Origin of the sequence: Streptomyces sp., from assembly GCF_031181705.1 — a bacterium.
GTDB lineage: Bacteria > Actinomycetota > Actinomycetes > Streptomycetales > Streptomycetaceae > Streptomyces.
Map to the genome: position 1 here is coordinate 36,210 of NZ_JAPSKN010000022.1, position 17,623 is coordinate 53,832.

Sequence of the window (17,623 nt, forward strand, 5' to 3'; positions counted from 1 at the left end):
GGCCCCGCCGCTGCGGCGTGACCGTCCCTCCGGGTGCACCGTGGGGGCGTGGGATGCCCCCAGCGGCTCCGTCAGGTGAGATCCGGCCACGCCGGCGCCCGCGACCCCGTCCGTGCGGAGCTGGGCGAGGCTTGCCGGGCCGCTGAGCGGCGGGGCGGCGACGCCGGTGGGTCACCGCCCCGTGCGGGGGCAGGCGGCCAGGGCGTCGGCCAGGCCCGTCGCGTCCGTGCCGAGCTTGCGGAAGACCGACGACAACTGCTGGCGAACCCCCTGCTCGGTGATCCGCAGGTCCTTCGCGACCACGCAGGCCGAGTGGCCCTGGACCGTCAGCTCGGCCGCCCTGCGTTCCTGGGCCGTGAGCATGTCCGTGTGGGCGTAGCGCAGGGGCAGCGGGCGGAGCCCGGCGGCGGAGAGCTCCCGCCTGGCCCGTGCGGCCAGCCCCTCGGCGCCGCAGTGCACCGCGCCCTCCAGCCCCTGGTAGAGCCGGTCGGCGGCGTCGTGCAGACGGCCGTTGCGGGCCAGCGCGGCGCCGTGGCCGACCAGGGCACGGGCCAGCTCGTACGCGGCCGGGGAGCGCTGCAGATGGTCGACGGCCTGCGCGTGCAGGTCGAGCGCCGCCTCACCGCCCGTCACCTCCGCCTGGGCGTGCAGCGCCTGGCCGATCGCCGAGACCGCGCCGAAGTCCCGGGCCCGCTTCACGGCATCCTGCGCGTGGTGCACGGCCCGGTCGGGAGCACGGCGGGACAGGGCCTTCGCCAGACCCAGCTGCCACGGGCACCAGGCGGGGTTGCGCCAGTCCCGGCCCTCCAGCCACTCGCCCACGGCGGACAGCAGGGCGGCCGCCTCGTCGGGCCGGTCCTCCGCCAGGAGCAGCTCGGCGTGGACCGTGCGCGGGTCGGGATAGATGACGGCGTTCGGGATGACGTCCCCGTAGCGGTACTTGTCGGCGAGCCGGCGCGCCGCCACCACCCGGCCGCGGGCCAGCAGGGTCTGGATCAGGATGCCGATGGCGAACCACTGGGCGGGCACGGCCCCTTCCACCCGGTCGGCGATGTCCAGCCCCTCCCGGACCAGGTTCTCGGCCTCGGCGAGGCTGCCCCGCCGGTAGCGGATGTAGGCGGACAGGGTCTGGCCCAGAGCCAGGTGGGAGCCGCGCCAGCCCTTGGACGCGCACTCGGCCATGCCCTTGGCGAACAGCTCCTCGGCCCGTCGCGGCTGGTCGCAGTACATGAACACCAGGGCGACCGAGACCGGCACCTCGAAGCCGCGGTTCTCATGGGTCCAGCTCAGCCCGCCGTCCAGGGCCTTCTCGGCGTATGCGAGGGCCTTCTGCCGGGGCTCGCCGCACATCATGGCGTCCCACGCCCGCAGCCCGAGGATGTAGCGCTCCTCCAGCCGGCGGCCGGCCAGGCGGTCGGCCAGCCGGGCGAGCCTGCGCGACCGGCCGGCCGAGTCCTGCTCGTCGGTGCGGAACGCGCTCCAGACGAAGTGGTCCGCCTGCATCCGCAGCCGGATGCGGGGGTGGCCGGCCGCCCGCCGCGCCTCGTCGGCGGCCACCGTCGCGGCCTGAGCCATCCGGTCCGTGTGGGCCAGCGCCTGGGTCAGCCGGTACACCATCGAGGCGCGCAGCTCGGGATCGATGCCGTCCTCCGCCAGCGCCTCCCGCAGATACCTGACGGTGGCCGTCGGTTTGATGAGGAAGGTGGCGCAGGCCAGTTCGTGCAGCAGGGCGGCGCGCTCCTCGGGGAGGGGCGGCTCCTGCAGGGCGCGGTCCAGCAGCCGCCGGGCCGCCTCCGGGGCACCGGAGTGCAGATACTCCCGCGCGGCCTGCCGCAGACAGGCGACGGCCTCGGCACTGCCCTCGCAGGGAACCTCCAGCAGGTGCCGGGCCGCCGCCGCGGGACCGAGTCCGGCCGCGCGGACGGCCTCGGCGGCCGAGTTGTGCATGCCCTCCCGCAGACTCGTCCCGATGGCCCGGTAGATCGTGGTGGCGATGGTCGGGTGGACGAACTCCAGGCGGCCCCCGGGCCCGTCGCCGTCGGTCAGGATGCGGGCGGCGCGCAGTCGGTCCGCAGCCTCGGCCGCCGCCGTGCTGCCGATCGCCGCGATGCGGGCGGCCAGCTCCTGCGAGATGGACTGGCCCAGCACGGCGGCCGCGTAGGCGAACCGGACGGTCGTGGTGCCGAACCCGTGGAGGCGCTCGATCAGTCCCGGCCCCGTCACGGCGGCGGCCAGGTCGCGCATGAGGGGCAGGTCCTCGCCGGTGCCGCGCAGGCGGCGCTCGCCGAGCCTGATGGCCAGTTCGACGGCCTCGAACGGGTTCCCTGCGGTGACCTCCCAGCACTCCTCGCAGAACCCGTCCTCGGCCTGCTCGCCCACTTCGTCCCGGACGATCCGCGCCACGGCCGTGGCGCTGAGCGGTTCCAGGGCGAAGGGGCGGTTGCCCGTCTCGGGGGTGCCGAAGGAGTCCGCCTGCGGGGGCAGTTCGTCGGGCCGGTAGGCGACCGCCATCAGCAGGGACAGGTCCATGGCCCGGGGAGCGAACGAGGAGAGCCAGGACTGCGACTCGACGTCGGCCCAGTGCAGGTCGTCCAGGAGGATGACCACGGGTGCCTTCTTGACCGCGAGACGCGTCATCACCCAGTCCAGGCCGTCACGCACCCCGGTCGGGTCCGGCGCGTGCCCGCTCGGTGCCGCCACCAGGCCGAGCGCGGCGGCGACGATGTCGTACCAACTGCCCAGGAAGGTACGGAGCTCCGTCTCGTCCATGGTCGCCAGCGCGGGCTGCACGAGCTGGCGCACCACGTGGAACGCCAGCTCCTGCTCGTTCTCACCGCCCCGGCCCGACAGCACGGTGAAGCCCTGGGCGCGGGCCCGCCCACGGGCCTCGGCCAGCAGGGCGGTCTTGCCCATCCCGGCCGGGCCGGTGAAGGCGAGCAGCCCGCCGCGCGGCGCCTGGGGCACGCCGTCGGCGTTGTCCCGCAGGGCGGCCAGCGCCGAGTCGAGGGCCCGCAGCTCCCGGCGGCGTTCGAGCAACGGCCGGGACTCGGGCGGGGGTTGCCGCAGCTCATTCGCCATGTGCCGTACCGCTTCCTGTCGTCGGCCATCGGGAGGCAGCGCAGAGCGTACGCCTCCCGGTGGGGCACCCGACCGGATTCCGGAACGAGCACGACGAAGAAGGGTGAATGGCCCGCCGCCGCGGAGTGGAGCGCGGACCGCGCGGGTAACGTCATTCGAATGGGTGCCTGCCGGCCCGGCCGGAAGGCACCCTTCCGGCCGGGCCGGCAGCCGTCGTCACTCCAGGGCCGCGGCCGTCCCCGCGTCCGCGTACCGCGGCACGGTGCGGGACCAGTAGTAACACCCGCGGATCCAGCCGGCCATGCCTTCCACGTAGCCGACGCCCGAAGGGCTCAACTCCGGTGCGATCTCCTCGTACAGCCTCTCGAACTCCCTGATGGTCCGGTTGATGCGCCGGACCGCCAGGGTGACGGCCACCGGCAGGGGACACTGGTGCGCCCGCTGGTAGGCGAGGGCCAGGTTGATCAGCTCGCCCGCCCGTTGCTCCTTGACCGCGGAGAAGAGGTCGGGGATCCACACCGCCGCGTCGGCCGACAGCCGGCTCAGGTGCCGCATCAGCGGGTGGTGCAGCTCCCCGTCGGTCAGCTCGCACGGCTGCGCCGCCTCGCACAGCGGGTAGAACGGCTCGACGCCCGCGGTGAGGGACCGTATCGAGGTGCAGATCCCGGACCGCACGGGCGAGGGATGGGTCTGGGCCACCGCTTCGTAGAGCAGGCCGTGCACGTACTCGCGGCTCCTGTCCGCCCAGCGTGCGGCCTGGGCGGGGGTGCACCGTTCGCGCACCTGCCGGTGGAGGTCCGCCAGGGCCGCTCCCAGCGCGGTGCTCGGCGCCGCGCCGTCCCGCAGGATCGCGATGCTCTCGCACAGCATGGGCAGCAGCTCGCCGGGCCGGTGCCGCCCGACCTCCTCCGCGCGGTCGTCGTAGACGAACTGGTAGGCGATCTGCCGGGCGACGAGCCGGAGGATCCCCGCGTCGGCGTCCGGGCTGTTGTAGGAGGCGAGTTCGGCGGGACGGGTGAGGGAGATCATCGCCGTGACCCCGGGTTCGCCGGCCAGACCGGTCGCGCTCAGCCAGTGGTCGACGTCGGCGGCGGCCTCGGACTCGAGCGGGTTCCGCCGGAACGGGAAGGGCATGTGCAGCTGGGTGTCGATCAGCTCCACCAGGGTGGCGGCCGGTATGCCGCCCGGCGTGACGGCCTCGGCGTCCTCATGCGTGGTGGACATCCTGGTCACCGTCCCTCCGGGTGTCTCCCGCCTCCGCGGGCACGGCGGGGACCGACGGTGCCTGGGCGGCGGCGCGGGGCGAAGCGCCGCCCGGTGCGTCCGCCCGCGGTTCGCAGATCATCGTCAGGGACCGCGGCCCCAGCGTCGCCCCGGGGCGCGGGGGAGCGACGGGCCCCGGTGGATGGCGCAGCCGCCAGCGGCCGGCGAGGGTGGCGAGGGCCACCGTCATCTCGGCCATGGAGAACAGGTCGCCGATGCACTTGCGGCTGCCCGCGGAGAAGGGCATCAGGGCCCCGTGCGGACCGGCCGCCGCCTCGCCCTCCAGCCAGCGTTCGGGCAGGAACCGCTCCGGCTCGGGGAACGACGCCGCGTCATGGTGCAGCAGGTAGGGGCTGTACAGGACGGTGGTCCCGCGCGGCAGGCGGCGTCCGGCGAGCTGCGTCTCCCGGGTCGTGACCCGGGTGAAGAGCCAGCCGGGCGGTGAGTGGCGCAGCGTCTCGGTGAGGACGGCCCGGGTGTAGACCAGGCGCGGCAGGTCACCGGCCTCCGGCAACCGCCCGGCGAGGACGGAGTCCACCTCCGCGTGCAGCCGGTGCTCCACCTCCGGGTGCCGGGCCAGCAGGCCGAAGGTGGAGGCGAGGCACATCGAAGGGCTCTCGGAGCCGGTCAGCAGCAGGGACACCAACTGGTCGTGGATTTCCTGGTCGGTGGCCGGCGCCTGCTCGCCGTCCTGGTCCGCGGCCGCGAGCAGGAGCCCCAGCAGATCGTCGCGGGGGGCTCCCCGGCGGCGCTCCGCGATCGCGGCGTCGACGAGCTCGTGGGTCCGCTCCACCGCGCGCCGGTAGCGGCGGTTGGCGGGGGTGGGAAGGCGGAACAGCACGTCGACGGGTACGACGGTGCGGACGAACAGACCGCGCACGATGGCGGCGAGACAGCGCCGCACCTCGTCCGCGGCGGCCGGGCCGAGCGCGTCGGACAACAGGACCCGGCTGATCAGCCGCGTCGTCAGACCGAGCATGGCCGCGCTGACGTCCACCCGCTGCCCGCCCCGCCAGTCCCGGAACAGTGACGCCGTCTCCTCGGCCATCAGGTCCGTGTGCCCGGCGACGGCGGCCGGACGGAAGGTGGGTTGCAGCAGCCGGCGCTGCCTGCGGTGCTCGCTGTGCGGGCAGGTGACGACCCCGCCGCCCATCAGGGCCCGCAGCCGCTCGTACTGCGGGCCGCCCTTGTCGAACGTGCGGGTGTCCCGGAGCATTTGGTGGACCAGTTCCGGGTGACACACCATCCACGCCCGCTGAGGGCCGAGGCGTATCTCGACCAGATCGCCCCGCACGGGAAGAGAATTCAGAAACTCCAGCGGCCGGCGGAACAAGGCGATACCGTGGCCGATGGATGGGAATATGCCTGGAGCAGTACCAACCGTCCACGCCTGTTCCGGGTTCGGGACGCAGCCGTTCATCGAAATACCACCTGATTCGGTCGGCCAGAAAAATAGGGTGCCGCTGCACCCCGCAGGGCACTTGCAGCATGTCCTGCCCAGTTCGAACTGGCCGCCGCCTCGATGAACCCTTTCTCCAGGGGGGCGCACGGATGCACGCCGAAGCATTCGGTGCATCACTTCCGAAGCGCGTTCCGGTTCATGAACGGTGAAAACTCTCCGGCGGTGCCGGAAAACCCGTCGGCAGTTCCCCGTGCCGATCACTATCCGCGCCACCGCCATTCCCGCGTCCGCCAGGAGACCCTCAGCAGTCCCACGCTTCACCCCGCTTGCGGGCCGCGGGCACCGGATGCCGGATGCCGGACGAGGTGAAGCGGACGCCGGGCTCAACCCGACGGAGTGACCGGTGGCCTCACGCCGAACCACTGCCCGGGCGCTCCGCGTCGTGCCGTTCGAGCGAGACCATGCCGGTCATCGCTCCGCCGAGATCGGTCCCGAAGACGCCGGGAGCACGAGCCGTTCGGTGCTGAACGGGGCAGGTGGCCGGGGGAGGGGGCCGTGTTCGGTCATGGACGGCGATCCCGTGCGCGTCCGTGTCCGTGATCCGGCGGAGAGGGACTGAAGGTGTCCGACTCGACGAACCGGGCGAGCTTTTGCAGGGCCGTGCGCGTACCCGTCTCGTTGTCGGCGGCGGGGACCGCGTCGGGGACGCCCTCGTGGAGCACGACGACGTCCGTGCCGCCCGTCCCGTCGTCGGTGAGCGTCGTCGTCAGGGTCATCGTGCCGCCGAGCGCGGGGTCGTCCGTCTCGAACTCCAGCACCTCGACGACCTCCCGGCCCGGCACGAGCCGCGCGAAGCGGCCGTGGTAGGTGTCGGTGCGCGCGGCCGACTTCCCCACGGCGTCCGGCGCCTCGTACGTGAGCGAGACACGGAACCCGCCGCCCTCCCGGGCCTCGAACTCGTGCACCGCGCAGGTCATCCCGTCCGGCACCCGCCACCGCGCGATCGCCTCGGCGCTGACCAGCGCCCGGTAGACCGCCGCACACGGCGCGTCGACATGGCCGGAGACCCGCGTGGTGTACATGGGGCCACCCTAGGCGCGTCCGGCCGTTGCCACCCCCCTCGCGCCTACGTCCCGTCCGCCCCGGTCGGCAGCGGGGGTTCCGACTCGACGCGGCGCAGTTCCTCGTCCGTGAGGAGCCGGGAGCGGAGCAGGAAGCGGACGCCCTCCGGGGCCTCCAGGGAGAAGCCGCCGCCCCGGCCGGGGACGACGTCCACGGTGAGGTGGGTGTGCGACCAGTACCGGTACTGGTCCGCGCTCATCCAGAACGGGACGTCCCCGGCGACGTGCCCGAGCAGGACGTCCGAGGCGCCGACCCGGAACTCGCCGCGCGGGTAGCACATCGGGGCGCTGCCGTCGCAGCAGCCGCCGGACTGGTGGAACATCACCGGGCCGTGCGTGGCGGTCAGCCGCCGCAGCAGGTCCTCGGCGGCGGGCGTCAGTTCGACACGTGCCGTGCGTGTGGTCATGCGTTCCCTCCCGGGCCGGAGCGGCAACCACCCCGACGAACGTACCTCCTCGCGGGCCGGAACGGACCGGTGCGGACGGAAGGTCCCGCCGGCGACCCGGCTCACGCTGCGGCGGACAGGGACAGCTCCGCCCAGATGGTCTTGCCCGTGACCGTCTGGCGGGTGCCCCACCGCTCGGCGAGCTGGGCGACCAGGAGCAGCCCGCGTCCGCCCTCGTCGAAGACGCGGGCCCGGCGCAGGTGCGGCGCGGTGCTGCTGCCGTCGGACACCTCGCAGATGAGGGTCGCGTCGCGGATCAGCCGCAGTTCGATGGGGGCGCCGCCGTACCGCAGCGCGTTGGTGACCAGCTCGCTGACGATCAGCTCGGTGGCGAACTCCGCCTCCACCAGGCCCCATTCGGCCAGCTGCCCGCCCGCCATCTTGCGGGCCCGGGCCACCGCCGCCGGTTCGGGCGGCAGCTCCCAGGTGCGCACCTGGCCCTCGTCGAGCACGGCCGTGCGGGCCAGCATCAGCACGATGTCGTCGGCGGGACGGCCGGCCGGCACGGCGCGCAGCACCCGGTCGCAGGTCTCCTCCAGGCTGCCGGCCGGGTCGCCCAGCGCGCGGCGCAGCAGGGCGACTCCCACCTCGACGTCGTGGTCGGCCGCCTCGATCAGCCCGTCGGTGTAGAGGGCGAGCAGGCTGTTCTCCTCCAGCAGCACCTCGGCGGCCTCGAACGGCAGCCCGCCCAGGCCGAGCGGCGGACCGGCCGGCAGGTCGAGGATGCGGACGTCGCCACCGGGCGTGACCAGGGCGGGCGGCGGATGCCCCGCCCGGGCCATGGTGCAGCGCCGCGACACCGGGTCGTACACGGCGTACAGGCACGTGGCGCCGATCTGCCCCGACGCCTCCTCGGCCCCGCGCGCCTCCGGGCCCTCCTCCCGGTCGAGCCGGATGACGAGGTCGTCGAGCTGGGTGAGCAGCTCGTCGGGGGCGAGGTCGACGTCCGCGAGCGTGCGCACGGCGGTCCGCAGCCGGCCCATCGTCGCCGAGGCCTGGATGCCGTGGCCCACCACGTCGCCCACGACCAGGGCGACGCGGGCACCGGAGAGCGGGATGACGTCGAACCAGTCGCCCCCGATGTCCGTTCCCGGTGCGGCCTGCGGGGCCCCGGAGCCGGTCGGCAGATAGCGGTAGGCGACCTCCATCGCCGCCAGCCGCGGGGGCCGCTCGGGCAGCAGGCTGCGCTGGAGCGCCAGCGCCGTACGGCGTTCGCGGGTGTAGCGGCGGGCGTTGTCCACGCTCACGGCCGCACGGGCGACGATCTCCTCCGCGAGCAGCAGGTCGTCCTCGGTGAACGGCTCGGGCGTCCGGTGCCGCAGGAAGTGCACCAGGCCCAGGGTCACGCCCCGGGCGCGCAGCGGCACCATCATCACCGAGTGCATCATGTGCCGGGTCATGGACTCGGCTCGCGCGGGGGTCGTCGTGAGCCACTGGCGCAGCTCCGGGTCGCCCGGCCGGTGCCGGGTGGCCCGGCCCGCCGCCAGGATCCGCAACGGGAGCGTGCCCACCGGGTAGCGGGTCGCGTCGCCGGCGGCGACCACCGACTCCGGGCAGCCCGGGAGCACCGACCGCTGCGCGGTACGCCGCACGGTGACCGGGGCGTCGGCCGGGAGCGGGCCCGGCTCCGCACCCAGCGCCACGGACTCCAGCAGGTCCACGGCGACGAAGTCCGCGAAGGCCCCGACGGCCACCTCGGCCAGCTCCTCGGCCGTCCGGGTCACGTCCAGGGTGCTCCCGATCCGCACACTGGCCTCGTTGAGCACCGCCAGCCGCCGCCGGGCCCAGTACTGCTCCGTGGTGTCGAACACCGTCGCGGACACGCCCTGCACGGCACCGGACTCGTCCTTCAGCGGCGACAGGAACATCGACCAGGCGTGCGGCCGGGTCTCGCCCGGGGCCTGGCCGTTGTCCTCGTGGAAGATCATCTCGCCGGTGCGCAGCACCTCCCGCTGGAGCCGGTCGTAGGTGTCGAAGGGCGGGCTGGGCTGGATCTCCCACAGCGTCAGGCCCCGCATCTCCTCCTCGGTCCGGCCCATCACCTGCGTCATGATCTCGTTGGCGGCGACGAGCCGCGCCTGCCGGTCGTAGACCGCCACGGGCACGGGGAGCTGGGAGAGCGTGAGGTCCCACAGGCCCGTGGGCCGGTACCCGGTGCGCCGGGCCAGGTGCGCCGGGGCGCTGCCGGTCACCAGCCACAGCCGCCTGCCGTCCGCGTCCAGCAACGGCGTCCCCTGCAGCCGGACCACGATCCGGTCACCGTCCCGGTGCCGCAGCGCGACCTCGCCGGACCACGGCTGCCCGTCGGCCACGTGCCGCCGCGTGGACGAGGGGAGGGCGGCGGCCAGCAGCTCGGCGACAGGCCTGGCCACGATCTCGGCGGAGGTGTGCCCCAGCAGGCGGCGCGCCCCGTCACTCCACACCAGGACCGCCCCGCCGGCGTCGACGACCACCGCCAGGTCCTCCGGTACGCGTCCCTCCACAGTGCCTCCGGATGTGACGCCCTCGGCTGCTCACGAAGCTCCTGCCCCGATTGTCCCGCTCCTGCCCCCGCGGGGCGCGTCTGCCGGCAGGGGCGCCGGTGACCAGCGGCGACGCCTCAGATGACCGCGCGGATCGCCCGCTCGAACCCCTCGACGTGCCCGCGGGCCAGCCGCGCCGCCCGCTCCGGCTCACCCGCGACGACGGCCTCGATCAGCGGCCCGTGCTCCGCGACGTGCCCGGCCATGCCGGGCAGGCGGTCGAGGAACAGGCACCAGATGCGGGTGGCGAGGTTGTCGTGGCGGACGAGGGTGTCCTCCAGGTAGGGGTTGTGCGCGGCCGCGTAGAGCGCGCGGTGGACCTTGAGGTCGAGGTGCATGAGCTCGGCGTCCTGCCGGCCGGGAGCCGCGCCGTCGAGTTCCCGCCGCAGCGCGGTCAGGACCGCCCGGTCCGCGGCCGTGGCCCGGCGTGCGGCCCGGGCCGCGGCCAGCGGCTCCAGTTCCAGGCGCACCTCGCAGATGTGGACGAGGTCGGTGATGTTGACCTCGGTGGCGAAGGTGCCGCGCCGCGGGTAGGTCGTGATCAGCCGCTCGTACTGAAGCCGCTTGAGCGCCTCGCGCACCGGCGTGCGGCCGACGCCGAGGGACTGGGCCAGCTGCTCCTCGTGGACGGGTGCGCCGGGGCGGATCTCCAGCATGACGAGCCGGTCGCGGATGGCGCGGTAGGCGCGTTCGGCGAGGGACAGCTCCTCGCTCCCGGGCTCCCGGGCCCCGGGCTCGGTCACCAGCTGCTGCATGAAGGCCCCCTTGACCCGTCCGGTGAGCTCCCATACCGTACCGCACGGACTGATATATCAGTTGTGCATGAGTCGGCCGTCAGGATGGAGCCCGGCATGACCGACCGACCGCCGCCCGAACACCCCGACTTCCTCTGGCGCAACCCCGAACCGCGCTCCTCCTACGACGTCGTGATCGTCGGCGGCGGCGGGCACGGCCTGGCCACCGCCTACTACCTCGCCAGGAACCACGGCATCACGAACGTCGCCGTGCTGGAGAAGGGCTGGCTGGCCGGCGGGAACATGGCCCGCAACACCACGATCATCCGCTCCAACTACCTCTGGGACGAGAGCGCCGCCCTGTACGAGCACGCGCTGAAGCTGTGGGAGCGCCTCCCCGAGGAACTGGACTACGACTTCCTGTTCAGCCAGCGTGGCGTCCTCAACCTCGCGCACACCCTCCAGGACGTCCGCGAGGGCATGCGCCGCGCGAGCGCCAACCGGCTGGGCGGCATCGACGCCGAGTGGCTGGAGCCGGACGAGGTCGCCCGGGTCTGCCCCATCCTCAACGTCTCCCCCCGCACGCGTCATCCGGTCCTCGGCGCCACCTTCCAGCCCCGGGCCGGCATCGCCAAGCACGACCACGTCGCCTGGGCGCTGGCCCGCGCCGCCGACGCCCTGGGCGTCGACCTGATCCAGGGCTGCGAGGTCACCGGCTTCCTCAAGGACGGCGACCGGGTCGTCGGCGTCGAGACCGGCCGCGGCCGCATCCACGCCGGGCGGGTCGGCCTCGCGGCGGCCGGGCACAGCAGCGTCCTGGCCGGACGGGCGGGCGTGCGGCTGCCGCTGCAGTCCCATCCGCTGCAGGCGCTGGTCTCCGAGCTGCACGAGCCGGTGCACCCGACCGTCGTCATGTCCAACCACGTGCACGTCTACGTCTCCCAGGCCCACAAGGGCGAACTGGTGATGGGCGCGGGCGTCGACTCCTACAACGGGTACGGGCAGCGCGGCTCCTTCCACGTCATCGAACGGCAGATGGCCGCCGCCGTCGAGCTGTTCCCCGTCTTCGCCCGCGCCCATGTGCTGCGCACCTGGGGCGGCATCGTCGACGTCACCCCGGACGCCTCCCCGATCATCGGCCGCACGCCCGTGACGGACCTCTACGTCAACTGCGGCTGGGGCACCGGCGGTTTCAAGGCCACCCCGGCGGCCGGCTGGACCTTCGCGCACACCCTCGCCACGGGCGAGCCGCATCCGCTGAGCGCGCCCTTCGCCCTCGAACGCTTCACGACGGGCGCCCTGATCGACGAACACGGCGCGGCGGCCGTGGCCCACTGAGGAGGACACCACCGTGCTGCTGATCACCTGCCCGTGGTGCGGCCCGCGGGACGAGACGGAGTTCCACTACGGCGGACAGGCCCATGTCCCGTACCCGGTGCGTCCCGCCGACCTGAGCGACGAGGAGTGGGCCGCGTACGTCTTCTACCGCGACAACCCCAAAGGCGAGTTCGCCGAGCGGTGGATGCACGGCACCGGCTGCCGCCGCTGGTTCAACGTCCTGCGCGACACCGCCACGCACGAGGTGCTGGCCTCGTACCGGCTCGACGAGCCCCGCCCCGGAGGAACCCGATGACCGACCAGCGCTTCCGGCTCCCGCGGGGCGGCCGGGTCGACCGCGCCACCGTGCTGCGGTTCACCGTCGACGGACGGGAGCTCACCGGCCACCCCGGCGACACCGTCGCCTCCGCCCTGCTCGCCCACGGCCTCGTCGAGGTGGCCCCCTCCCTCTACCGGGGCCGCCCGCGCGGCATCGTCGGCGCGGGTGTCGAGGAGCCCAACGCCCTGCTGCGCATCGACGGCCCCTGCGCGGAGAGCATGCTCCCGGCCACGACGGTGGAGCTGTACGACGGCCTGTCCGCCACCACCCTCTCCGGCCGGGGCCGGCTCGACCCGGCCCCCGACCCGGCCGTCTACGACAAGAAGTACGTCCACACCGACGTGCTGGTCGTCGGGGCCGGACCGGCCGGGCTGGCGGCCGCCGCCACCGCCGCCGGTTCCGGCGCCCGCGTGCTGCTCCTCGACGACCAGCCCGAGCCCGGCGGTTCCCTGCTGGCCGGCGGCCTCGACCGGGTCGCCGCGCTGCGCGCCGCGCTGGAGGCGGCACCCGAGGCCGTCGTCCTGTCGCGCACCTCGGCCTTCGGCGCGTACGACGACAACTACGTGACGGCCCTCCAGCGGCGCACCGACCACCTGGGTCCGGCGGCTCCCGAGGGCGTCTCCCGGCAGCGGCTGTGGCACATCCGGGCCCGCCGGGTGGTGCTGGCGACGGGCGCGCACGAACGTCCCCTGGTCTTCGCCGGCAACGACCGGCCCGGGGTGATGCTCGCCGGGGCCGTCCGCACGTACCTCGGCCGCTACGGCGTCGCGGCGGGCTCACGAGTCGTGGTGAGCACCACCGACGACAGCGCGTACGAGACGGTCGCGGACCTGCACGCCGCGGGCGTGGCCGTGGCGGCGGTCGTGGACGCGCGCGCCGGGCGGTCCGCGCGGGCCGCCGAGGTCGCCGCCGCGACCGGTGTGCCCGTCCGCACGTCGGCCGCGGTCGTCGGTACGGCCGGCGCGTCACGGATCACCTCCGTCACGGTCCGCGGGATCGACGCGGACGGCGAACCCACCGGGAGCGCCGAGTCGTTCGACTGCGACCTGCTGGCCGTCTCGGGCGGCTGGAGCCCGGTGGTGCACCTGCACAGCCAGCGCCAGGGCCGGCTGCGCTGGGACGCGGACCGGGCCGCCTTCGTCCCCGCCGGGACCGTCCCCGGCCAGCGGATCGCGGGCGCGGCCAACGGGACGTACGACCTGGACGGCTGTCTGGCCGAAGGGGCGCGGGCCGGGGCGCTGGCCGCGACGGAGGCCGGTTTCCCGGTGCCCGTACCGCCGCTCGCCGCCGCCTCTGCCGGCACCCTTCCCGGCGCCCCGACGCGCGCCCTGTGGCTCGTCCCCGGCACCGACGGCACGTGGGACACGCACTTCGTCGACCTCCAGCGCGATGTCACGGTCGCCGACCTGCGGCGGTCCACCGGCACCGGCATGCGCGGTGTCGAGCACGTCAAGCGCTACACCTCGCTCGGCACGGCCAACGACCAGGGCAAGACGTCCGGCGTCAACGCCATCGGCGTGATCGCCGGGCTCCTCGGCGCTTCCCCCGGCGAGATCGGCACCACCGCCTACCGGGCGCCGTACACGCCGGTCGCCTTCGCCGCCCTGGCAGGGCGGGAGCGCGGCGAGCTGTTCGACCCGGTGCGGACGACCTCCCTGCACGCCTGGCACCTGGCGCACGGGGCGGTGTTCGAGGACGTGGGGCAGTGGAAGCGCCCCCGCTACTACCCCCGGCCCGGCGAGGACATGGACGCCGCCGTGGCCCGGGAGTGCCGCGCGGCCCGCGAGGGCGTGGCCGTCATGGACGCCTCCACCCTCGGCAAGATCGAGATCCGGGGCGCGGACGCGGGCGAGTTCCTCGACCGCGTGTACACCAACGCCTTCAGGAAGCTGAGGCCCGGCACGGCCCGCTACGGCGTGATGTGCAAGCCCGACGGCATGATCTTCGACGACGGGGTGACCCTGCGCCTCGACGGCAGCCGCTACTTCACGACCACCACCACCGGCAACGCCGCCGCGGTCCTGGACTGGCTGGAGGAGTGGCTGCAGACCGAGTGGCCCGAACTCGACGTGTACTGCACCTCGGTGACCGAGCAGTGGGCGACGATCGCGGTGGTGGGCCCCCGCTCGCGCCAGGTCCTCGCGCCGCTCGCACCGGAGGTGGACCTGTCGGCCGAGGCGTTCCCCTTCATGGCCTTCCGCCGGACCACCCTCGCCTGCGGTGTCCCGGCCCGCATCTGCCGGATCTCCTTCTCCGGCGAACTCGCCTACGAGATCAACGTCTCCGCCTGGTACGGCCAGGCCGTGTGGGAGCGGGTGCACGAGGCCGGGCAGCCGTACGGCATCACCCCCTACGGCACCGAGGCCATGCACGTGCTGCGCGCCGAGAAGGGCTACATCATCGTCGGGCAGGACACCGACGGCACCGTCACCCCGCAGGACGCGGGCATGGCCTGGGTGGTGTCGCGACACAAGGAGTTCCTCGGCAAACGCTCCTTCTCCCGCGCCGACACCGCCCGCCCGGACCGCAGGCACCTGGTCGGCCTGCTGCCGGCCGACCGCACCACCCGGCTGCCGGAGGGCACCCAGCTCGTCGCCCCGGACGTCCGTCCGGACACGGTGCCCGTGCCGATGCTCGGGCACGTCACCTCCAGTTATCACAGCCCGGCCCTCGGCCGCCCCTTCGCCCTGGCGCTCGTCGCCGGCGGGCGGTCACGGATCGGCGAGACCCTGCTCGCCCCCGTGGGCGAGGACCTGGTGCCCGTCGAGGTGACCGACTGCGTCCTCTACGACCCGGAAGGGACCAAGCGCGATGGCTGAGCCCACGACCGACGCACGGGTGAGTCCCCTGGCGCACCTGGCGGAGCGGATGCGCGCCGCCGCCGTCACCGGCGCCCGGGGCGTCACGCTGACCGAACTGCCGTTCCGCACCATGGTGAACCTGCGCGCCGACCCCGCCCGCGAAGTCGCCGGGCGCCTGGAGAAGACCCTGGGCGCGCCGCTCCCGGACCACTGCGGCCACACCACCGCGTCCGGGCGCCACACGCTGGTCTGGCTCGGCCCGGACGAGTGGCTGGTGCTGTCCGGGGCCGACGGGGCGGCCCTGACCGCCGAGTTGCGGGAGGTCATCGGAGCGGACCCCGGGTCGGTCGTCGACGTCTCCGCCCAGCGCACCACCCTGGAGCTGAGCGGCCCCGCCGCCCGGCAGGTGCTGGAGAAGGGCTGCCCGCTGGACCTGCACCCGCGGGCCTTCGGACCCGGTCGCGCGGTGTCGACCACGGTCGGTCCCGTGGGCGTGCTGCTCTGGCAGGTGGACGACCGGCCGGCCTACCGCCTGTTCCCGCGCTCCTCGTTCGCCGACCACCTCGGGCGCTGGCTCGTCGACGCGATGGGCGAGTTCCGCGGACCGGAGGTGCCGTGACGGCGACGGTCGCGCCGTTCCCCGCGAGACGGGCCGTCAGCCGCCCAGACGTTCCACCAGCAGCAGACCGCCGATGACGATCATCACCGCACCGGAGGCCCGGGTGACCGCCCGGGCCACGGCGGGCCGGGTGCTCAGCACCGTGCGGGCCAGGACCCCGACCGCGAGGTAGACGACGGCGCAGGCGGTCATGTGCAGGGCGCCGAGCAGACCGGTCTGCGTGGCGACCGGCCAGCCGCCCACAGGGTCGATGAACTGCGGGAACAGCGAGAAGTACAGCAGCAGCGCCTTCGGGTTCAGCCCGCTGGTCCCGGCGCCCCTGAGCATGACCCGCAGCCGGGAGGAGCCCTCCGTCCCCGCCCCGGGCCCGGCGGCCACCGGCACGGCCGGCTGCCTCAGCGCCTCCCACCCGAGCCACACCAGGTAGCCGGCCCCCGCGACGGTCAGCGCGGTGAGCAGGGTCCCCGAACGCGCCACGATCACGACCAGACCCGCCACGGCGAGCAGCGTGTAACCCGCGTAGCCGGCCACCAGCCCGGCGACCGCCGGCACCACCGACCGGTCGCGCAGGCCCGCCGTGATCGCGAAGGCCCAGTCCGCGCCGGGTGTGAACACCAGCAGCAGATCCATGGCCAGGAAGGCCGCCAGCGTCGTCGTGTCCATGAAGCGATCCCTCTCACGTGCCGTGGTGCGAGAGGAAGGCTAGGCCGGAACGGTGCGAAAATGTTCCCTTCTTTACTCCATGATCGCGGGATCCGAGGCAGAATCTTCGCCATGGATGCCCTCGACCGGAAAATTCTCACCGAGCTGCAGCGGGACGGCCGTCTCACCGTCACCGAGCTGGCCGCCCGCGTGCAGCTGAGCGTCTCGCCCTGCCATCGCAGGCTGCGCGACCTGGAACGCGAGGGCGCGATCCGCGGGTACCGCGCGGTGGTGGACCCGGCCGCCGTGGGCCTCCATTTCGAGGCCCTCGTCTTCGTCACCCTGCGCTGGGAGGACGCCGACACCGTCTCCGCCTTCGAGGAGGGCGTGGCGGCCGTCCCGCACGTGCTGCAGGCCCAGCGCCTGTTCGGCGACCCCGACTACCTGCTGCGCGTCGCCACCACCGACCTGGCCGCCTTCCAGCAGCTCTACGACGAGCGCCTCGCCCGGCTGCCGGGTGTCCAGCGCCTGAACTCCACGCTGGTCATGAAACACGTGGTGGACGACCGGCCGCTGCCCGAGTGACCGCACGCTCCCGCAGCCGGCCGGAGCGGGAACGCCCCCAAGTGCCCGGTCGTTGCCCAGGAGTTCGCCCGCGTCGCCGATCCGAGGGAGCACCGTGCCCGACGCCCTGCCCGACCCGTCCACCGTCCTCCCCGCACTGCCGGCCCCGACCGCGCAGGCCGAGCGGCTGATCGAGCTGGGGGTGCACGAGATCGCCGGGTTGTCCGCCGACGAGGTCCGGGCCTTCGCCGCCGCCGCCGAGGGCGACGGTGCCCTGCTGGCCGTGCACCCGGACCGGGCCCCCGCCTCCGCCCTCGCGCCGCTGCTGCGCCGCGACGGCAAGCCGGGCTTCGTCGTCGTCGACATGCCCGACGTCGACGCGTTCACGCCGTGCGGCGTCGAGCTGCCGGAAGCCCCGCTCTACCTCGTCACCGGCGTCGACCGGGGCGACCACCTGGCCAACCGGAGCCCCGAGGAGGCCCTGCCGGCGCTCACCGGCAAGGACCGCACCCCGCTCGTCCTCACCGAGGGCATCCACTGGCTGCTCCAGCAGCCCGAGGCACTGGAGCGCAACCGCTGCTTCATGACCGTCGGCTCCCGGCTGCGCAAGCCCGACGGCAGGCTGGACGCCCGCACCCCGGCGATCTGGATCAGCAACGGCACCGGGCGGGACGGCCGCGAGCGCCGCGACGCCCCGAAGGTCGGCTGGTGCTGGTGGAACAACCGCCACACCTGGCTCGGCTTCGCCTCGGCGACGGGCCGCGGGGCCTAGGT

The 17,623-nt window shown here is 74.2% G+C and carries 14 protein-coding genes; 6 read left to right on the top strand and 8 right to left on the bottom strand.

Annotated features, from left to right (window positions below; all coding sequences use genetic code 11):
- Window positions 1-171 precede the first annotated feature (171 nt).
- The 7 genes from RIN80_RS07380 to RIN80_RS07410 all read right to left on the bottom strand — a co-directional run bounded on the left by RIN80_RS07380 (window position 172) and on the right by RIN80_RS07410 (window position 10,587).
- Entirely contained in the window at window positions 172-3,078 is a 2,907-nt protein-coding gene (locus RIN80_RS07380) for an AAA family ATPase (protein ID WP_309094693.1), read from the bottom strand.
- A 216-nt stretch (window positions 3,079-3,294) separates the two neighbouring features.
- Window positions 3,295-4,302 carry a (-)-alpha-amorphene synthase gene (locus RIN80_RS07385; protein ID WP_309094694.1) on the bottom strand — a complete coding sequence of 336 codons (1,008 nt, stop codon included), beginning with the start codon at window positions 4,300-4,302 and terminating at the stop codon, window positions 3,295-3,297.
- On the bottom strand, window positions 4,286-5,635 hold the full coding sequence (locus RIN80_RS07390; protein ID WP_375141639.1) for a cytochrome P450: 1,350 nt from the start codon (window positions 5,633-5,635) through the stop codon (window positions 4,286-4,288). The genes RIN80_RS07385 and RIN80_RS07390 overlap by 17 nt, the downstream gene beginning before the upstream one ends.
- Before the next feature lie 671 nt (window positions 5,636-6,306).
- Window positions 6,307-6,825 carry an SRPBCC domain-containing protein gene (locus tag RIN80_RS07395; protein WP_309094696.1) on the bottom strand — a complete coding sequence of 173 codons (519 nt, stop codon included), beginning with the start codon at window positions 6,823-6,825 and terminating at the stop codon, window positions 6,307-6,309.
- Between the two features lie 44 nt (window positions 6,826-6,869).
- Entirely contained in the window at window positions 6,870-7,271 is a 402-nt protein-coding gene (locus RIN80_RS07400; RefSeq protein WP_309094697.1) for a DUF779 domain-containing protein, read from the bottom strand.
- 101 nt (window positions 7,272-7,372) lie between these two features.
- Window positions 7,373-9,793 (bottom strand): SpoIIE family protein phosphatase, encoded by a 2,421-nt coding sequence (locus RIN80_RS07405; protein ID WP_309094698.1) that lies wholly within the window; start codon window positions 9,791-9,793, stop codon window positions 7,373-7,375.
- Window positions 9,794-9,909: 116 nt separating this feature from the next.
- Window positions 9,910-10,587, bottom strand: a complete 678-nt coding sequence (locus tag RIN80_RS07410) for a GntR family transcriptional regulator (protein ID WP_309094699.1) — start codon at window positions 10,585-10,587, stop codon at window positions 9,910-9,912.
- 96 nt (window positions 10,588-10,683) lie between these two features.
- Between RIN80_RS07410 and RIN80_RS07415 the strand changes: the two genes are divergently transcribed.
- From RIN80_RS07415 to RIN80_RS07430, 4 genes are read left to right on the top strand one after another with little or no spacing between them, the layout of a single operon-like run.
- Entirely contained in the window at window positions 10,684-11,904 is a 1,221-nt protein-coding gene (locus tag RIN80_RS07415) for a sarcosine oxidase subunit beta family protein (protein ID WP_309094700.1), read from the top strand.
- 13 nt (window positions 11,905-11,917) lie between these two features.
- The gene (locus tag RIN80_RS07420; RefSeq protein WP_309094701.1) at window positions 11,918-12,199 is read left to right on the top strand and encodes a sarcosine oxidase subunit delta; all 282 of its coding nucleotides are present in this window, start codon (window positions 11,918-11,920) and stop codon (window positions 12,197-12,199) included.
- Window positions 12,196-15,042 carry a sarcosine oxidase subunit alpha family protein gene (locus tag RIN80_RS07425; RefSeq protein ID WP_309094702.1) on the top strand — a complete coding sequence of 949 codons (2,847 nt, stop codon included), beginning with the start codon at window positions 12,196-12,198 and terminating at the stop codon, window positions 15,040-15,042. Before RIN80_RS07420 ends, RIN80_RS07425 begins: the two co-directional genes overlap by 4 nt.
- A complete protein-coding gene (locus RIN80_RS07430; RefSeq protein ID WP_309094703.1) occupies window positions 15,035-15,643 on the top strand; it encodes a sarcosine oxidase subunit gamma family protein in 609 nt (202 codons plus the stop codon). The genes RIN80_RS07425 and RIN80_RS07430 overlap by 8 nt, the downstream gene beginning before the upstream one ends.
- 36 nt (window positions 15,644-15,679) lie before the next feature.
- On the opposite strand, the gene RIN80_RS07435 is transcribed toward RIN80_RS07430, so the two are convergent.
- On the bottom strand, window positions 15,680-16,306 hold the full coding sequence (locus RIN80_RS07435) for a LysE family translocator (RefSeq protein ID WP_309094704.1): 627 nt from the start codon (window positions 16,304-16,306) through the stop codon (window positions 15,680-15,682).
- A gap of 111 nt (window positions 16,307-16,417) precedes the next feature.
- On the opposite strand from RIN80_RS07435, the gene RIN80_RS07440 reads away from it, so the two are divergent.
- Window positions 16,418-16,870, top strand: a complete 453-nt coding sequence (locus RIN80_RS07440; RefSeq protein WP_309094705.1) for an Lrp/AsnC family transcriptional regulator — start codon at window positions 16,418-16,420, stop codon at window positions 16,868-16,870.
- 106 nt (window positions 16,871-16,976) lie between these two features.
- Complete coding sequence (locus tag RIN80_RS07445) at window positions 16,977-17,621, top strand: DUF5701 family protein (protein WP_309094709.1); 645 nt, start codon at window positions 16,977-16,979, stop codon at window positions 17,619-17,621.
- Window positions 17,622-17,623: the final 2 nt, after the last annotated feature.